Origin of the sequence: Paenibacillus sp. Soil724D2 (assembly GCF_001427935.1) — a bacterium.
GTDB lineage: Bacteria > Bacillota > Bacilli > Paenibacillales > NBRC-103111 > Paenibacillus_E.
This window is the reverse complement of record NZ_LMRY01000023.1, coordinates 66210-84029: the sequence shown is the minus strand read 5'-3', so window position 1 is coordinate 84029 and position 17820 is coordinate 66210. Positions and strand designations below refer to the sequence as shown.

The window sequence follows — 17820 nt, the reverse complement described above, 5'->3', positions numbered from 1 at the left end:
GCATTATGATTAAAAAAATGAATATTTGGCGATTAACGCCTCCACAAATTCTCGTTCTCGGATTTGCTGCGATTATTTTCTTAGGAGCAGGGCTTTTGACGCTTCCCTTTGCTTCGGCAACGGGACATTCGATTGCTTTCATTGATGCGTTGTTTACAGCGACTTCGGCAACATGTGTGACAGGTTTGGTCGTCGTGGATACAGGGAGTGCCTACACGATGTTTGGGCAAATCGTCATTGTGAGCTTGATTCAAATCGGCGGATTGGGTTTCATGACAATGTCGACTCTAATCGCTTTTGCCTTCCGTAAAAAAATCACGTTAAAAGAACGGCTAGTTCTGCAAGAGGCTTTTAACCAAGGCAGTATGGAAGGTATTGTTCGACTCATCCGTAAAGTAATTATTTATTCGTTATCGATTGAAGCGATTGCAGCCGTGATTTTTACGATTCGTTGGACGTTTGACTTGGGATTTACAAAAGCCCTTTACTTCGGTATTTGGCACGCCATCTCCATGTTTAATAACGCTGGTTTTGATTTATTTGGGACGGTCGATGCGCCATTCGTATCCCTAACCGGCTATGTGAATGATTTCGTAGTAAACTTTGTTGCTATGGCGCTTATCGTGCTTGGGGGGATTGGTTTCATTGTTATGTCTGATTTGATGGACTATAAGACTAAGAAGAAGCTTTCCCTGCATTCCAAAGTGGTACTTAGCATGACAGGTTTTCTTATTGTGTTTGGAGCTATTATCATCTTTATATTCGAATATACCAATATCAGAACCATGGGTTCGCTGGATTTAGGCGGGAAAATATTAGCCTCCTTCTTCCAATCGGTTGCCCCTCGTACGGCTGGGCCGAATACGGTTGATATTGGGGCACTTCGCCAAGCTTCTCAATTTTTCATTGTCATTCTTATGTTTATTGGAGCTTCTCCCGGTTCAACAGGCGGGGGCATTAAAACAACGACATTTACGATTCTAATTAGTGCTATAGTGACGATGATCCGTGGGAAAGAGGATATTGTTATTTTCCGATATCGTTTGGCTAAGGATCGTATTCTCAAGGCTATTACCTTAACAATGATGGCTTTATTTTTAGTTATCATTGTCACGATGCTCTTATCGACGACAGAGGATGCACAGTTATTGAAAATTTTGTTTGAAGTGACATCCGCCTTCGGGACCGTAGGTTTGACTATGGGTTTGACGCCTGAATTAACAACATTTGGGAAGATCCTCATAAGTTTGACGATGTTTGCTGGGCGACTAGGACCCATCACACTAGCCTATGCTTTACAGCCAAAGCAAGAGAAAGAACTATTTAGATACCCAGAGGGTAAAATCACGATTGGATAAGGGGAACTAGAAACATGAAAAAAAATCAATATGTCGTAATCGGGCTGGGTCGTTTTGGAGCCAGTATTTCCAAAGAACTCATAAAGCTTGGTTATGAAGTGTTGGGTATTGATAAAGATGAAGAAGTCGTTGATGAGCTGAGTTCTGTGCTTACCCATACGGTAGTTGCGGATGCGACGGATGAAGAGGTATTGAAATCATTAGGCGTACGAAATTTCGACTGCGCTGTTGTAGCCATTGGGGATGATATTCAATCGAGTATCCTAGCGGCCATTGTTCTTAAGGATTTGGGGATCAAAAAGGTTGTCGCTAAGGCATTGTCCGAATTGCATGGCAAAGTACTGAATAAGCTAGGTGTTGACCGCGTCATTTATCCGGAGCGAGATATGGGAATTCGAGTTGCCCATCAACTGGTGTCCCCTAACCTTCTGGACTATATTGAGATTTCCAAAGAGTATACGATCGTGGAATTGTCTGTCCCTAAGAATCTATGTGGCTTTGCTCTTAGAGAGCTGGACCCTCGTGCTAAGTATGGCTGCAGCATTGTGGCTATCAATAAACAAAATGGGATTATCATTGCACCTACAGCGGGTGATGTCGTGAATGAGAATGATGTGATGGTCATCATCGGAACCAACAATCAAATTGATAAATTTGAAAGTGAAGTCATCGGATAATGGAAAATACAACCTCGATCCTAATTGAACATGTTATTATTTTGCTTGTGCTTATTTTTGGATTGGGCATGATATCTGGGAAAGTGGCACAATGGTTGAAGCTTCCTGACGTTGCTCTGTTCCTTATTGCAGGTATGCTGGTGGGACAAGCCTTTCATTGGATTACAGAATCCAGCACATCTTTTACGAATCAATTCATCCTTGTCGTTGGCTCTACCTTAATCCTCTTCGATGGAGGGCGCAATATCAGACTCTCTGGTCTTCGCAAGGTATGGCTTACTGTAAGTTTACTCAGTGTTCCTGGCGTTCTTATCACATGCGGCGCAGTAGCGGTAGTCGCGCATTTGCTGCTGGATTTGCCTTGGCTTTATGCCTTATTGCTGGGAGCTATTATTGCTTCAACGGATCCTGCAACCCTGATCCCAGTGTTTAAACAAGTCAAAATCCGTCCGAAAGTGCGTGAAACGGTTGAAAGTGAATCTGCTTTTAATGACGCGACGGCTTCGATTCTAACTTTTTCTTTATTAGCGATTATTCTGGGTACACAAGAGGTTTCTGTTGCTTCGGGTGTCATTGATTTTGTGAAGACAGCACTGGGGGGGCTTCTAGTTGGTGCGGTCATTGGGTATGTGATGACTTTCCTGACGGCACATTTGAAGCTTGGTCACCTAAGAGACTATGCAACAATAGCGATGGTTGTGACTTCACTTGGTGCTTATATCGCGGGAGAAGCAATTGGTGTAAGCGGTTTTATGGCGACCTTTACAGCGGGATTGATCTGGGGGAATGCAGGTACTTTTAAGCTGGAAATGAATGATAAACAGCTTGAAATGGAGCATTTTTCAGAAAATATTACGGTCATCATGCGCATGCTCATTTTCATCTTACTAGGCAGTCAAGTGAACTTCCCATTAATCTTTGAGCATTTCTGGACAAGCCTAGGCGTTATCTTTGTATTTATGTTTATCGCGCGGCCGCTTACAGTTCTGATCTGTACATGGCCGGATCGTAAAGCAAAGTGGAAACGAAATGAAATTCTGTTCATGTTCTGGGTTCGAGAGACAGGTGTTATACCCGCGGCGTTATCCGGAATGGTAGCTGGGATGGGCGTTCAGCACAGTGATCTTATTGCCAGTGTTACGTTCATGGCCGTGCTTATAACCATTTTGTTTCAGGCAAGCACAACTGCTTATGTGGCGCGTAAACTGGGTCTTGAAATAAAGCCCGACGATCCCGACAACCATGATTAATATAAATTTCTTTGATCGCCATTCGACTATTCAATTAATAAATTTGCGAGTACATATACAACAAGAGAATTTCTAACTGAAGGTGGACTCCCCATGTATAAGGTATTAATAATTGAAGACGATGCCATGATCGGCGATATGGTCACTATGTATTTAAGTGAAGAAGGATTTCATGTCATAAGAAAAGCAAATGGGGCAGAAGGCATTGCAGCAGTCTCTCAGTTTAATCCGGATGTAATTTTGCTTGATCTGATGCTGCCTGATATGGATGGTCTTACCTTATGCAGACAAGTTCGGGAAACCTCCAAAATACCTATTATGATCGTCTCGATGAAAAATAAAGTCGTTGAACGCGTTAACGCACTCGGGGCAGGTGCGGACGACTATATGTGTAAACCGTTCAGTATGCATGAAATGAGTGCGAGAGTTCACGCTCTTATTCGGCGCTCCAACTTGTATTTGAAATCGAGTATGAACACTCGTCAAGTAACGGGAGCAGCTGGGGGATCAACAACTGCGGTACTAGAGGCAGTCTTGGATATCGATAAGAAAATTACACTCAATCCGAATACGCGTTCTATGCGTGTTCATGGTACTCTCGTAGAGACGACTTACTCGGAATTCGAAATTATGAAATGCTTTGTGAATCATCCTGGTCGCGTATATAGCCGAGAAGATTTACTGCAAACGGTTCGCGGATTCGACAGTTTGGTGACGGACCGGGCCATTGATGTGCATATTGCTAACCTTCGTAAAAAGATTGAGGACAATCCCAAAGAACCTAAGTGGATTCGGACGGTTTGGGGTGTAGGTTACAAGTTTGTTTATTAGAAAGGTTAAAATAAAGATGAAAAGGCGATAAATAGGGTGAATCCCCATTTACCGCTTTTTTTCATTAACCAATGCAGGTTTTATTTCTGCTTGGCGAAGTAATTGATTGCCTGATTTATAAATTTCATAGACGTCATATTATCCGCTGTATGGTCCGAGTAAATGAGTGAAGTCGTTCGCTTGGTCTGTTCTAATTCGACAAGATTGCGCAAAATCAATTCATTATTACGTATTAAATCTTCTCGTAAATAGGATCTTGGAAGCAATGTTGCCGTTTTGCAGGTTGAAACGAGTCGGATGATGGCTTCGAAGGAGTCTATCTCCATTTGTACGTTGGGCAATATGGTATAACGGTTGAATAGCTCATCCATCAAAATGCGATACCAAGTGCCTTTGGAGAAGAGAATCATCGGCAATTCATTTAAGTCGTTCATTGTGATGGTGGTGTGATCGATAAGAGAATGCCCTAGAGGAAGTACCAGACATAAGTGATCATCGAATAAAGGCTCGCAATGGAGGCTGGAAGCATTAATTTGGGAAGCGACGATACCGATATCCACTTTGTTTTCTTTCGCCATGGTAACAATCTCGTGCGTCTTACCCGTAAGCAGCTTAATTTCTGTCAGTGGGTAATCCTGCAAGTAGTCCGTGATGAGATCCGGTAGCGTTGTTTGCAGCGTTGTCAGGCTTGCTCCTATGGTAATCGAGGTGTGGCTGCCCGCCGCTTTATAGGTTTGGATCGCTTGCTTGAACTTGCGCTCCAGATGACGCAGTTCTAAGGCATGGTCATAGCAAATTTGACCGACTTTGGTCAGCTCCAGCCTTTTACCTTTACGGTTAAAAAGTTCTACGCCCAGCTCTTCCTCGAGCTTCATTATTTTGCGAGAGAGAGCCGGTTGTGAGATGTTTAATAACTGAGATGCTTTATTGAGGCTTACTTGTTCGACAACAACAGCAAAAACATCCAAGAGTTCCATGTTTCTATCGTCTCCTTCAGCGCAATGCATATGTGTATTAGTTATAAGTGCATATAAAAAAACGGCACTTCCATTATAAGCATGAAAGAGGTACGATGTACATGTCACTTTTTATTCACATTTCTTGGACGAAGGTGTATAATCATTCACTGATTTGGCAAAATAGGCTTGGATGATTATGGGTTGACGCTCGTTTGCGGCGAGAGTACAATGGTATGTGGCTTGTCTTGTCTGATAATGTCGGATAAATGATGAATGAATTTTTATGAGGGGGGAATTGGTTCAATTATGGGTAATTCGTATTACTTTCGAAAGATCCACTCTTTGCTTGGCGTAATTCCTGTGGGCTTCTTTCTTATTGAGCATTTGCTCACGAACTATGAAGCAACAAAGGGACCAGGCGCGTTCGTGGATCAAATTAACTGGTTAAATGGCTTGCCATTGGTGCTGTTTCTAGAAATCTTCGGAATCTGGATACCGCTTCTTTATCATGCGGTATATGGTCTGTATGTAGCGTATCAAGCGCGTAACAACGTTTCGCAGTATGGTTATTTCCGTAATCAAATGTTCATGCTTCAACGTGTTACTGGTGTCATCACATTCTTGTTCGTTGCTTGGCATTTCTTCGAGACCCGCTTGCAAGTTGCATTCGGTAACGTAGCGCATGAAGAGCTTGGCAGGACGATGCATGATATCGCGACGAATCCGGTTATGTTTACGATCTATGTCATCGGTACGCTATCCGCAGCATTCCATTTCTGTAACGGCATGTGGTCGTTCTTGGTTAGCTGGGGAATTACAATTGGACCGCGCGCGCAGCGCTTTTCATCCATCATCTGGATGGCTTTGTTCGTTGTCATGGCCGTGATGTTTATTATGTCATTGACTGCATTTACAGATACGCAATTTCAGCTTCCGGTAGAAGCGCATACGGGGCATTAAGGGAGGGTGAACAGAAGTGGCTAATTCAAAAATTATCGTCGTCGGCGGAGGCCTTGCGGGACTCATGGCGACAATTAAGGCAGCAGAGGCCGGGGTACATGTGCAATTGTTCTCCTTGGTTCCTGTTAAACGTTCCCACTCCGTATGTGCGCAAGGCGGCATTAACGGTGCGGTGAATACGAAGGGTGAAGGTGACTCCACGTGGGAGCACTTTGATGATACAGTTTACGGTGGAGATTTCTTAGCAAATCAACCACCTGTTAAAGCTTTGTGCGATGCGGCTCCAGGCATTATTCACTTAATGGACCGTATGGGCGTTATGTTCAACCGTACACCAGAGGGTCTTCTGGACTTCCGTCGTTTCGGCGGTACCAAATATCATCGTACGGCATTCGCAGGCGCTACTACAGGGCAGCAGCTTTTGTACGCACTCGATGAGCAAGTACGCCGCTGGGAAACAGCTGGTCTTGTAACGAAATTCGAGCATTGGGAGTTCCTTGGTTCCGTTCTCGATGATGATGGCGTTTGCCGTGGTATTGCAGCACAAGATTTGCGGAGCATGGAAATTCAAACATTCCCATCCGACGCGGTCATCTTGGCTACAGGCGGTCCTGGTATCATTTTCGGCAAAACAACGAACTCAGTTATAAACACAGGTACGGCAGCAAGTGCTGTATATCAACAAGGTGTTAAATATGCGAATGGTGAAATGATCCAAATTCACCCGACGGCGATTCCCGGAGATGACAAGCTTCGCTTGATGTCTGAATCTGCGCGTGGTGAAGGCGGACGTATTTGGACATACAAAGACGGGAAGCCTTGGTACTTCCTAGAAGAGAAATATCCGGCGTACGGTAACTTGGTGCCGCGTGATATTGCAACTCGCGAGATTTTCTCGGTGTGCGTAGACCAGAAGCTTGGTATTAACGGCGAGAACATGGTTTACCTCGATCTTTCTCATAAAGATCCGAAGGAGCTTGATATTAAGCTTGGCGGAATTATGGAAATCTACGAGAAATTCATGGGCGACGATCCGCGTAAAATTCCGATGAAAATTTTCCCTGCGGTTCACTATTCCATGGGCGGAATCTGGGTTGATTACAACATGATGACGAACATTCCCGGCTTATTCGCTGCTGGTGAGTGTGAGTATCAACATCACGGTGCGAACCGTCTCGGAGCAAATTCACTCGTTTCGGCCATCTATGACGGAATGGTTTCCGGTCCTAAAGCGGTTGAGTATATCCGCGGCTTAGAGAAGCACGCTGACGATACGTCCTCGATCGTATACGATCGCGAGAAGAAACGTCATACAGACCGTTATGAGAACTTGCTCAAAATGAACAATGGTACGGAGAATGCCTATGTTCTGCATAAAGAGCTTGGCGACATGATGAATGCTAACATGACGGTTGTTCGTTACAATGATCGTCTCGAAGATACGATTGGCAAGATCAAGGATTTGAAAGAAAGATACAACAACATCAACATCACAGATACAGCTCGTTGGAACAATCAAGGGGTTGCCTTCACACGTCAGCTCTGGAACATGTTCGAGTTGGCTGAAGCGATGACACTTGGCGCCTTGCTGCGTAACGAGAGCCGTGGCGCGCATTACAAGCCAGAATTCACTGAGCGTGATGATGAAAACTTCATGAAAACAACAATTGCCGATTGGACGCCAGATGGTCCGAAAATCAGCTATGAAGATATCGATGTATCTTTGATTGCACCGCGGAAACGTGACTACTCCACGGAGAAGAAAAAGGGAGGACATTAATCATGGCTGAGACACTAAGCGCACAAAAGACAGTGAAGTTTATCGTGACTCGTCAAGAGAGTCCAGATTCCAAACCTTATACCGAAGAGTTTGAAATTCCTTATCGCTCCAATATGAATGTCATCAGCGGTTTGATGGAAGTACAGCGTAATCCGAAGAATGCGAAGGGTGACAAGACGACGCCTGTATGCTGGGAGTCCAACTGTCTCGAGGAAGTTTGCGGAGCTTGTTCCATGGTTATCAACGGTAAGCCGCGTCAAGCTTGTTCGGCTCTTGTTGATAAGCTGGAGCAGCCGATTCGCGTAGCTCCAATGAGCACGTTCCCTGTTATGCGTGACCTTGTTATCGACCGTGGACGCATGTTTACGGCTTTGAAGAAAGTCAAAGCATGGGTTCCTATTGACGGTACGTATGATCTTGGACCAGGACCTCGTATGGCGGAGTCGAAGCGTCAATGGGCATACGAGCTTTCCAAATGTATGACATGCGGCGTTTGTCTTGAGGCTTGTCCGAACGTGAACGACAAGAACTCCTTTATCGGACCATCCGCGCTTTCACAAGTTCGTCTGTTCAATGCTCATCCAACGGGTGAAATGAACAAAGACGAGCGTCTGGATACGTTGATGACAGATGGCGGTATCGAAGGCTGCGGTAACTCGCAGAACTGCGTACGCTCCTGTCCGAAAGGCATTCCACTGACGACTTCGATCGCAGCACTGAATGCAGATACAACGAAACATATGTTCAAAAAATGGTTAGGCGTGTAAACTCCGCTTAATAAGGATAAAGCCCGATACCCTGATCTTCAGGGTGTCGGGCTTTTTTTACGCCGGAAGAATTCAGCTAGACCTCTGTGTAACCACGGATTTCATTCGTCAAATTTTGTTTTACACTGATGTGTCTTATATAGGAATCCATCGTCATATTTCTACCAATCGCGCCTCTCCCTACTTTGTTGCATAATGGACACTATCGATTGATTCACAACTGGTATTCACAACTCTAAAATGTGATTTTAGAGTCATTCAGCTTTCGTGAGGGAGTTGGGCTATAGTGATTACCAATGTTGTATTTTCTACAACAATTCACACGCCAAAAGGCTATTTTGCAACTTGAAGTAGCATTTCGTACAACATTTTGAGCACAGTTGTTGTGAAATCGTCTATATTGGGCCAAATTGTTGTACAATATTCAACATCGAGAGGTGAAAGGCTGGATCTAGGCAGTAATTGTTGCACTTTTTACAACAGTATTCTACCGCGAATGAATGAATCGACGGTCTCTAATGTACAACAATTCAGCCATAAACAGACCGTTTTGCAACAAAAGGCTCAAAATGTTGTACAAAGAGGGAGAATTGGGTATTTTCGATAAAACCCCGCACACAGAAAAAGCCCATCAGGAGGATCTCCCTGATGGGCTTTGTAGGGGTATGAGGCTAGTCAGCGGGCAGGCTATCAGCTTGGGTGGCTGCTTGATTATTTATAGGGGAAATCAGGAGAGGATGCTCGGATAGGGGATGTCCTTCTTGAATATCAGAAACAGAAGGTTCCGCTAATGCAACAGGTTTAGGTTGAATAGGCTGATTATCTAACATCGTGATGTGGAAATGAATCGAGTACATCGTATACACCTCCGTTATTCGCAATATATGTTATATATTATTACACAAATAGCTATTTTGACAACCCATTATTTATTTGTGTTATATATATTGACATACAAGTCGGATGTAAGTATGATTAAGACAAATGTAAGACATCGAAGTACCAACCTTATAGCAAACTTGTTTTCTAGGGTTCCGCGACAGAATGAAGGCTGTTGGTCAGGTCCAAGAGAAGACACACGGTGAGCTTCATCGTGCACACGGAGGGATAAAAGCCCGGGAGGATATCAGAATATGATATCGTTCCGGGTTTTTCTTTTTACCAGTACAAATGGAGAGGGAGATCGGAATGAGACAAAGAGTAATATTTCTGATGATGGCGTTGCTGTTGGTTTTTACAGTAGTTAGCGGATGTACGAGCAAAGGGGCGACAAGCACGACAACAGGAAAAAGCGGAGAACCGATTAAATTGGCACTCAGTCCATGGCCGGGTTGGTTTGTATGGTATTTAGTGAAGGAAAAGGGTTTCTTTGAGAAAAATGGGGTTAACGTTGATCTCGTTTGGTTCCCGGTATACAGTGATTCCTTATCGGCATTGGCTTCTGGTAAAGTCGATGCGAACAGCCAAACTTTAAGCGATACGCTTGCTCCAGCAAGTAAAGGGATTAAACTCAAGGCTGTGCTGGTGAACGATAACTCCAATGGCGGAGACGGTGTTGTTGTGAAGCCGAGCATTCATTCATTGAAGGATTTGAAGGGTAAGAAAGTAGCGACTGAGCTGGGAACGGTTGATCACCTTCTGATGCTTACCGCACTTGAAAAGGCGGGGCTTGCCGAGAAAGATGTTGCTTACACGAATATGACGGTTAACGATGCAGGACCTGCTTTCATTTCAGGCAATTTGGATGCCGCGGTGCTATGGGAGCCGTTCCTAAGCAAGGCGATTCAGGAGGGCAAAGGCAAGCTATTATTTTCCTCCAAGGATACACCGGGACTTATCCCTGATCTGCTAGTTTTCAAAGAAGAAATAACGAAGAATCGTCCGGAAGATGTGAAAAAAATCATCAACGCTTGGTTTGATGCTTTGGATTACTGGAAGGCCAATCCTGAAGAGTCTTTGAAAATTATGGCCAAAGCGGCAGAGACGCCGGTTGATGAATATAAAGCTGGTGTGGATAGCGTTAAGATTTTCCAACTTGAAGATAATGTAAAAGCCTTTCAAAAAGGTGATAACTTAGAATCCCTGCAATTCACTTCGCAGAAGACAGCTGAGTTCTTGAAGGGATTAGACATGCTAACTTCCATTCCGAAGGCGGAAAGCTTCTTAGATGGACACTTTGTAGAAGAAGTGCTGAAGGAACGCAAGAAATAACAACTGGAGAGCGAGGGCTCTAAATGGACACCATGGTGAAAAAAAGACGCAAATCAACCTTGTTTGCCATACGGGGCGATATTAGCCGTAGAACATATACATCCGGTGTCGTGCTTGTTGTTGTGATAGCTATGCTCTTCTGGAGTGTGCTCAGCTATGGTGACTTTGTAAATCGCACGTTCCTACCTACACCGGATCAAGTACTCCGTCAGTTTGCAATTCAGCTACAGAGCTCTGTTTTCTGGAACCATGTTGGTATTAGTATTTTTCGAGTAGGGGCAGGCTTTCTGCTTGCTTGTTTACTGGGTATTCCGCTTGGCATTTTGGCTGGTACGTTTCGCTTCGCTGAAGCGCTGCTCGTTCCTCCGACAGAGTTTATCCGGTATATGCCTGCGACGGCTTTCATCCCGCTCATTATGGTTTGGGCAGGGATCGGTGAATGGGCAAAGGTTATCGTCATTTTCATCGGCTGCTTCTTCCAACTCATGCTGATGGTGGCCGATAATACACGTTCGGTATCCAATGATTTGCTTCAAACTTCCTATACCCTTGGTGCGAACCGTTGGCAAGTCATCGAGAGGGTGCTTATTCCTGCTCTACTGCCGGATTTAATGAACACGATGCGATTAATCATCGGTTGGGCTTGGACATATCTCGTTGTAGCTGAGTTGGTTGCGGCTAGCAGCGGACTAGGGTTCTCTATTATGAAAGCGCAGCGGTTCCTTAATACGGATCTGATTTTCGTAGGGATTATCGCCATTGGCTTGCTTGGATTACTAACGGATCGCACATTTGCTTATTGTCACCGCAGATTTTTCCCGTGGTTGGAAGGAGGGCGTTAAATCATGCATGCATTGAATAATATGGCGCCCTCTGATGATAGAGCTATGGCTGTGAGTAAAATTACGGCGACGGATGTAACGAAGGTATATAGCACGAAGAAATCCCAGTTTGTTGCTTTGGACAGAGTTTCGTTCCACATAGATGCACATGAGTTTGTTAGCTTTGTTGGTCCTTCAGGTTGCGGTAAGTCCTCGCTATTGAGGATCCTTGCGGGGTTAGAATCGATGACGACGGGATCGCTGAGCATCTCTGGACATGAGATTGATGGTCCTGGTGCTGACCGTGGGATGGTATTCCAGTCGTACACCTTATTCCCATGGCTTTCTGTAAGGGAGAATATCGAGTTCGGGCTGACACTAAAAGGCGTACCATTATTCGAAAAGAGGGCCATTTCCGACCACTTCATGGAACTTGTCGGGCTGCAGAAGTTCGCCAGATCGCTGCCGAAGGAGCTTTCGGGCGGCATGAAGCAGCGGGTCGCCATCGCTCGGGCCCTCGCGAACAATCCGGAAGTCCTGCTGATGGATGAGCCATTCGGTGCGCTCGATCCGCAGACGAAGAACTCGATGCAGGAGCTGTTATTACGTATTTGGGAAAAGGAAAAAACCACCGTCGTTTTCATTACCCACGACATCGAGGAGGCTATCTTCTTATCACAACGCGTGTATGTGATGCAGGCGCATCCAGGAAGGATTCGCCAAGAAATCGTGATTCCGCAAGGACTTCGTGAGACCTTGGAGTGTAAAGATACGGAGTCGTTTATTAAGCTGAAGAAGCAAATTATTTCGCTTATCGGGGATCATGAGGAGTAAGGAATTGAAAGAGACTTGGCCATTATTGGCCGAGTTTTTTTGCGTTTGGGGTGGGGAGTGTGGTTTACCTTGAGACGGCAGATGGCAGCTGGCAGAGCCTCGGAGAATTCCCAACCCCGCCACCCTACTTAGATGTAAAAAGATCAGCTAATTGTGCTCAAATCACCATTTAGATGGAATAGCTGCATTTCCTACATCTAAAACCCCCCGGGGAATGAGGGATTTAGATCTTATGGAGGAAATTAGCTGCACTTTTTGCAGGTAATCCATCCTGAGTACGAGCAACCTGAGATATAGATGTAGAAATTGCAGTTAATTGGGAATCCTGGAGCAGCAAGAGCAGACCACAGATTACAGACTACAGGCCACAGACGGATCTACGCACAAAAAACAAGCTAGACGCTACAGTTTGACCAGGATAAGACCGGCAAAGAGAAGGAATAGGGCAATGGTTTGAAAGAGGGTAAGACGTTCTTTGTAAACCAGTACAGAGCCGATAACGACGACAAGTCCATAGGTAGAGAAAATGGGAGCAACGATGGAACCTGGCCCCATTTGCAGCGCGACGGAGTAAAGCTGAAGGCCACCGTAAGAGAAGCAGCCCGAAAGCAGCCCCCAAAGAAATCCTGTGCGACTTGGTAACGCATCATAGGTAGCTATGAGTCCTTGTTGGACAGGCTTTTGCTGCTTCTTGGTGTGGTTAGCTGCGGCTATGGCGAACTAGATTGCAGAGAGCAGATAACTGATGAGCAGAATAGGCGTATTCGCTAAAGCTAGCTCGGCAGTGACTTTCAAACCGCCATTGCGGAAGAAGAACAGAAGTCCGCCCAGCGCAACGAGTGCGAACCATTTCTTCTCTTTGATTGTGAGAGGCTCTTTGAGCTTTATCGATACAAGTACCGCTGAAGCAATGAGCAGGACGATGCCGCCAGCCTCCGCGCTATTTATGTGTTCACCGTAGATGGTGACGGACATGAGAATGACTAGCAAAATATTTAAGTTCATTAGCGGCGCTGTCAAGCTTGCCGGACCATTCTCGAGAGCCTTCATGAACACAACATTGCCCCAACCTGACCCAACGCCAATGATGATGCCAGCTAACCAAACACGCCAATCGTCTAAGAAGAGGGAGCCTTCCCATAAGCTGTTCACAGCGAAGCCAAGTGTTCCTGTGAGATAGAGTCCGAGTAATAGGTGCGGTGTAGAGCCTTGGCGCATTTGACTCACTTTCATAAAAAAGCCGGTTAGACCAAATAGTACGGCACTGCCGACTGCTGCAATAAACCACATGATGTGTGAGATTATCGAAATTTGACGAGCGATTTGCTTATCGATAAAATGAGTTAAAGCATTTCAAGAATGAGGGATTTCCTATGAAGAAAAGTAAACAGCCCACCATTGTCGATGTTGCTTCCGAAGCGGGCGTTTCCATTGCGACGGTTTCCAATGTTTTGAATCGGAGAAAGGTGCCAATGTCGCCGGAGACGATACGGAAAGTGGAGGAAGCCGTTGTACAACTGGGTTATCGCCGCAATGTGATGGCAACGAACCTTAGCCGGCGCCGATCCTATGAGTTAGGCCTTATCATACCGCATTTCGGCGGCTATTATGGCCGATTTGCAGAGAAGCTGGAGCAAAGAGTACATAGTTTCGGCTATCATTTATCCGTATTTTCAGCAGCGGGTATGGATCCAGTGATCGAGAAGCGTCACCTAGAGCACTTGCTGCAGCGAAGAGTAGACGGTTTAGTGAGCCATGGTTTAGCGATGAGTATGCAATCGACCCAGCAATTAGTCGGTGAGGGCACGCCGCTGGTTATCTTTAATGGCTGGGGCTGGCCTAGTGATATGGTTAAACTGGCGGTTAATTTGGATTTCGCGAAGGCTTCGACGGAAGCTGTTCAGCATTTCCTCGGGAGCGGCTGCCGCTCCATTATTTATGCCGGCAGGCGTAAAGGGATGGGGGCCAATGAGCAGCGTATTCAAGGGTTTATGGCAGGGCTAGGTGATCATGCCGAGTCGACGGTGCATGCGCTTCTAGATGCTGGAGAGCTCGGTATTGAAGGTACACTGGAGGAAGCTCTGCGCATAAGCGGCGAGCAGCGACCTATCGGCATCTACACCTTTAATGATGCATTAGCATTGGAGCTTCTAGCTGTGTGTCATGAGCGAGGTATTCGCGTGCCAGAGGACGTGCAGTTGATTGGCATGGACAATGAACTATTTTCTAAGGCTAGCTTCCCCTCAATAACAAGCTTCGACATGCCTGTCGATTTGCAAACGAGCTTAGTTGCCGCTTTTCTGATGCAGCAGATTGGTGAAGACTTGGACGAGGAGAATACACAGCTGCTGGAAGAGCACCTTCCGCGTATTCACGGACATGAGCTGTTGATTGATTTGGAGATGATTGTCCGTAAGTCTACAACAACATGAAAAGACCGTTATACTCTCATTAAAATGAGAAGTATAGCGGTCTTTTTGGCATGTCCCTTATTACAATTAAAGCCCATTTCTATTCGTTTGTCTTTGATGCTTCAAGAACTCTTTGCCATAATCTCCATGTGGATTAATGTCTGCATGTTCGATTTGGATGGTGGAGTGCTCGATGCCATATTTACTTTTCAGAGTTTCATTAATCGCTAGAATAACACAGAAGGGTTGAATGTTGGGATTGATGAACACATGTGCGGTTAAAGAGTAATGATCGGTCGAAACCGCCCACAGATGCATCTCATGCACATCTTCGACGCCTTCAACACGCGCGATGTCGCTGCGAATTTCATCTAAGTTGAAGCGTTCAGGCACGGACTCCATCAGAATCAGGTAAGATTCTCGAATGATTTTGCTTCCGCCAGTAAAAATAATGCCGCCAATGACCATCGAAATCAGTGGATCGAACAAGAGAAGACCTGTGTAATAAATGATAATAGAAGAGATAATGACGCCTACCGAGCTGAGTAAATCACCGAAAAAGTGCCACAGCGCGCTTTTCACATTCAGATTGTCCTCTTCTTTCACACTGTTATGGAGAACCAATGTAAGCACAAGATTGACAACGAAACCGATGGAGGCAATTCCAAGCATAAGAGCCAATTTAATTGGCTGCGGGTCAATGATACGTTGAATCCCTTCGATGAAAATTCCCAAAGCAATGATACATAGGGCTAATCCATTTAGAAACGAAGCGATAATCTCAAACCGCAGGAAACCAAAGGTGAATCGCGCATTAGGCTGACGAGTAGCCAGCTTCAGAGCAACCATACTAAGTCCTAAAGCGATAACATCGGAGATCATATGCGCAGAGTCGGATAGCAAAGCAAGGGAATTCGAAAGCACCCCGCCAACAATTTCTACAATAGTAAAAAAGGCGGTCAGTATGAGAGTCACCCATAACGTTTTTCTGGATTTGCTCTGTTCTTTAACATGATGGAGATGGTGATAGTCGTATTCGATACTCATACGGTTCCTCCTTATTTATAATTATTCTAATTAAACTATTATATGCTAGACCTTCGTCAGGCGCAACTGATTTTGTGTAAAGAGTATATGAAGAGTGTGAGAGGTCGCATCGGGCATAGTAAAAGCCTGATTTCTTAGGCTTCTATTTATCTATGTTTCCAGCAGGGATCTGTATAAAATCCGATAGCCGAATGGCTCGATTTCCATACGAATAAAACCATCAACAGGCTTCAGGGACCCGCCGCTGAACGCATCCTGCCAATCTTCCATTTCCGCGTCCGCGGGATGGGCAAGAATGGCCGTATTTTCCGAATGATTCATCCAGATTGTAAAATGTTCCTGCTCATTCTTACGTTCATAAATGATCCTGCCATCCTCGGCGTCCGCCCGAAGGAAAGAGAATCGGCCGAAACGAAGCACATCATGGTCGTTGCGCAGCTGGATAAGCTGCTTGTAAAATTCGAATAAGTCCCTGTCCTGCTTAGCTTTGTCCCATTCCATACATTGTCGGCAGTCTGGGTCCTGCTGACCCTTCAAGCCGATTTCGTCGCCGTAGAAAATGCAGGGAGTTCCAATATAAGTGAGAAGGAAAATAACAGCAAGCTTTAGTCTGTCCTTATTCTCATTAAACATAGTCAATACACGCGGTGTGTCATGACTGCCAAGCAGATTAAACAAAACTTCATTCGTTTGCAGCGGGTAGCGCATAAGAATATGATTCATATTTTCGGCAAAAGAGAGACCGTTCGGTTGATCTGACTGGAAAAATGCCATTACCCGTTCAGAGAAAGGGTAATTCATGACCGAATCGAATTGATCACCAAGAAGCCAGCGCAGCGAATCGCTCCAAGCTTCACCGATGATGTAGGCTTCAGGATTGACCGATTTGACCATTTTACGGAAATCTCTCCAGAAGGAATGGTCTATTTCATTGGCAACATCGAGACGCCAACCGTCTATGTTCACTTTCTTCAACCAATACTCAGCCACATCCAGCAAATATTGCTTTACTTCCGGATTCGTGGTGTTAAGTTTGGGCATCGAAGCGAAAAATCCGAACGTAGCATAGTTGAGCGGACCCTCCTTCACTTCAACCGGGAAATCACGAATGTGAAACCAATCGACGAAGGCAGAATTTTCACCCTTAGCTAGCACATCTTTGAAGGGAGGGAAGTCTACACTCGAATGATTAAAGACCGCATCTAGAACAACTTTCACATTGCTTGCGTGGCAAGCCTCAACCAGCTTTTTTAATAAGGCAGTGTCTCCGAAATGAGGGTCTACCTTTTTATAATCGATCGTATCGTATTTATGATTGCTCGGTGCTTCAAAGATCGGGGTGAGATAGATGGCCGTTATGCCTAATTCCGTCAAGTAATCGAGATGGTCCATAATGCCCTGTAGGTCGCCTCCGAAATGAGAATCATGCGTTGGCTGTTCGCCCCATTCGATTACCCCATCGGGATCAATGCTTTGATTACCATTAGCAAATCGGTCCGGCATAATTTGATAAAATACAGCGGATTTTGCCCATTCTGGCGCCTTAAATCCATCGATTTCATGCATATAGGGCATTTCATAATAGCCTGCGGGCGGGCCCGGCTGCTCTTCGAAAATACCGGCTTCGCTCATCCATAATGTTTCTTCGCCAGATTGCAGTTGAAATGCATAAGAGAACCTTTTCTGTGCCGGCGACAATTCCGTTGCCCAGTAGTCGAAATAGCGATCCGTAGCTATTATCTTCATAGCATAATCATTGTGATAATTCGCCCAATCATATTTATCGCCCGTCACCGCGGTTACTTGGTCTACATCATTCTTTTTGGTACGGACTCGGAGATGAAACGTATCCTTGTTATAGGAATAAGCCCATTTGGTATGGGGGGAATGGTAAAAGCTCTCGATCTGCATGGG

At 45.2% G+C, this 17820-nt stretch carries 17 protein-coding genes and 1 riboswitch; of the genes, 11 read left to right on the top strand and 6 right to left on the bottom strand.

What is annotated here, in order from left to right; all coding sequences use genetic code 11:
• The first annotated feature begins 5 nt into the window (after positions 1-5).
• From ASG85_RS19565 to ASG85_RS19550, 4 genes are all read left to right on the top strand, one after another.
• Positions 6-1358: a TrkH family potassium uptake protein gene (locus ASG85_RS19565; RefSeq protein WP_057307537.1), complete on the top strand. Its 1353-nt coding sequence runs from the start codon at positions 6-8 to the stop codon at positions 1356-1358.
• Positions 1359-1372: 14 nt separating this feature from the next.
• Positions 1373-2035, top strand: coding sequence for a potassium channel family protein (locus tag ASG85_RS19560; protein WP_060647541.1), 663 nt, complete (start codon positions 1373-1375; stop codon positions 2033-2035).
• Complete coding sequence (locus ASG85_RS19555; RefSeq protein ID WP_057307535.1) at positions 2035-3285, top strand: cation:proton antiporter; 1251 nt, start codon at positions 2035-2037, stop codon at positions 3283-3285. Before ASG85_RS19560 ends, ASG85_RS19555 begins: the two co-directional genes overlap by 1 nt.
• 93 nt (positions 3286-3378) lie before the next feature.
• Entirely contained in the window at positions 3379-4116 is a 738-nt protein-coding gene (locus ASG85_RS19550; protein WP_057307534.1) for a response regulator transcription factor, read from the top strand.
• 80 nt (positions 4117-4196) lie between these two features.
• On the opposite strand, the gene ASG85_RS19545 is transcribed toward ASG85_RS19550, so the two are convergent.
• Positions 4197-5093, bottom strand: coding sequence for a LysR family transcriptional regulator (locus ASG85_RS19545; RefSeq protein WP_057307533.1), 897 nt, complete (start codon positions 5091-5093; stop codon positions 4197-4199).
• 288 nt (positions 5094-5381) lie between these two features.
• Here ASG85_RS19545 and ASG85_RS19540 point away from each other — a divergent pair, with 288 nt between their 5' ends.
• Genes ASG85_RS19540 through sdhB form a run of 3 tightly spaced genes read left to right on the top strand, consistent with a single transcriptional unit; the run spans position 5382 to position 8582 of the window.
• Positions 5382-6035: a succinate dehydrogenase cytochrome b558 subunit gene (locus ASG85_RS19540; protein WP_029197341.1), complete on the top strand. Its 654-nt coding sequence runs from the start codon at positions 5382-5384 to the stop codon at positions 6033-6035.
• 16 nt (positions 6036-6051) lie between these two features.
• The gene (gene sdhA / locus ASG85_RS19535) at positions 6052-7815 is read left to right on the top strand and encodes a succinate dehydrogenase flavoprotein subunit (RefSeq protein WP_057307531.1); all 1764 of its coding nucleotides are present in this window, start codon (positions 6052-6054) and stop codon (positions 7813-7815) included.
• Between the two features lie 2 nt (positions 7816-7817).
• Positions 7818-8582: a succinate dehydrogenase iron-sulfur subunit gene (gene sdhB, locus ASG85_RS19530; RefSeq protein ID WP_047680827.1), complete on the top strand. Its 765-nt coding sequence runs from the start codon at positions 7818-7820 to the stop codon at positions 8580-8582.
• A 671-nt stretch (positions 8583-9253) separates the two neighbouring features.
• Here sdhB and ASG85_RS19525 read toward each other — a convergent pair.
• Complete coding sequence (locus tag ASG85_RS19525; protein ID WP_057307530.1) at positions 9254-9439, bottom strand: hypothetical protein; 186 nt, start codon at positions 9437-9439, stop codon at positions 9254-9256.
• 158 nt (positions 9440-9597) lie between these two features.
• Positions 9598-9706: riboswitch (guanidine-I (ykkC/yxkD leader) on the top strand.
• A gap of 64 nt (positions 9707-9770) precedes the next feature.
• Between ASG85_RS19525 and ASG85_RS19520 the strand changes: the two genes are divergently transcribed.
• The 3 genes from ASG85_RS19520 to ASG85_RS19510 are packed head-to-tail and all read left to right on the top strand — an operon-like array spanning position 9771 to position 12448.
• Positions 9771-10793, top strand: coding sequence for an ABC transporter substrate-binding protein (locus ASG85_RS19520; protein WP_060647540.1), 1023 nt, complete (start codon positions 9771-9773; stop codon positions 10791-10793).
• Positions 10794-10816: 23 nt separating this feature from the next.
• Positions 10817-11635: an ABC transporter permease gene (locus tag ASG85_RS19515; RefSeq protein ID WP_235549489.1), complete on the top strand. Its 819-nt coding sequence runs from the start codon at positions 10817-10819 to the stop codon at positions 11633-11635.
• Between the two features lie 3 nt (positions 11636-11638).
• Positions 11639-12448 carry an ABC transporter ATP-binding protein gene (locus ASG85_RS19510; protein WP_414858761.1) on the top strand — a complete coding sequence of 270 codons (810 nt, stop codon included), beginning with the start codon at positions 11639-11641 and terminating at the stop codon, positions 12446-12448.
• A 402-nt stretch (positions 12449-12850) separates the two neighbouring features.
• Here the strand turns inward: ASG85_RS19510 and ASG85_RS39250 are convergent, their stop codons facing one another.
• Positions 12851-13108, bottom strand: a complete 258-nt coding sequence (locus ASG85_RS39250; RefSeq protein WP_268796129.1) for an EamA family transporter — start codon at positions 13106-13108, stop codon at positions 12851-12853.
• A 60-nt stretch (positions 13109-13168) separates the two neighbouring features.
• Complete coding sequence (locus tag ASG85_RS39245; protein WP_235550180.1) at positions 13169-13738, bottom strand: EamA family transporter; 570 nt, start codon at positions 13736-13738, stop codon at positions 13169-13171.
• Positions 13739-13821: 83 nt separating this feature from the next.
• Between ASG85_RS39245 and ASG85_RS19500 the strand changes: the two genes are divergently transcribed.
• The gene (locus ASG85_RS19500) at positions 13822-14880 is read left to right on the top strand and encodes a LacI family DNA-binding transcriptional regulator (protein WP_060647539.1); all 1059 of its coding nucleotides are present in this window, start codon (positions 13822-13824) and stop codon (positions 14878-14880) included.
• 66 nt (positions 14881-14946) lie between these two features.
• Here the strand turns inward: ASG85_RS19500 and ASG85_RS19495 are convergent, their stop codons facing one another.
• Positions 14947-15906: a cation diffusion facilitator family transporter gene (locus ASG85_RS19495; RefSeq protein ID WP_060647538.1), complete on the bottom strand. Its 960-nt coding sequence runs from the start codon at positions 15904-15906 to the stop codon at positions 14947-14949.
• A 150-nt stretch (positions 15907-16056) separates the two neighbouring features.
• Positions 16057-17817 carry an alpha-glycosidase gene (locus tag ASG85_RS19490; RefSeq protein WP_060647537.1) on the bottom strand — a complete coding sequence of 587 codons (1761 nt, stop codon included), beginning with the start codon at positions 17815-17817 and terminating at the stop codon, positions 16057-16059.
• Between the last annotated feature and the right edge of the window lie 3 nt (positions 17818-17820).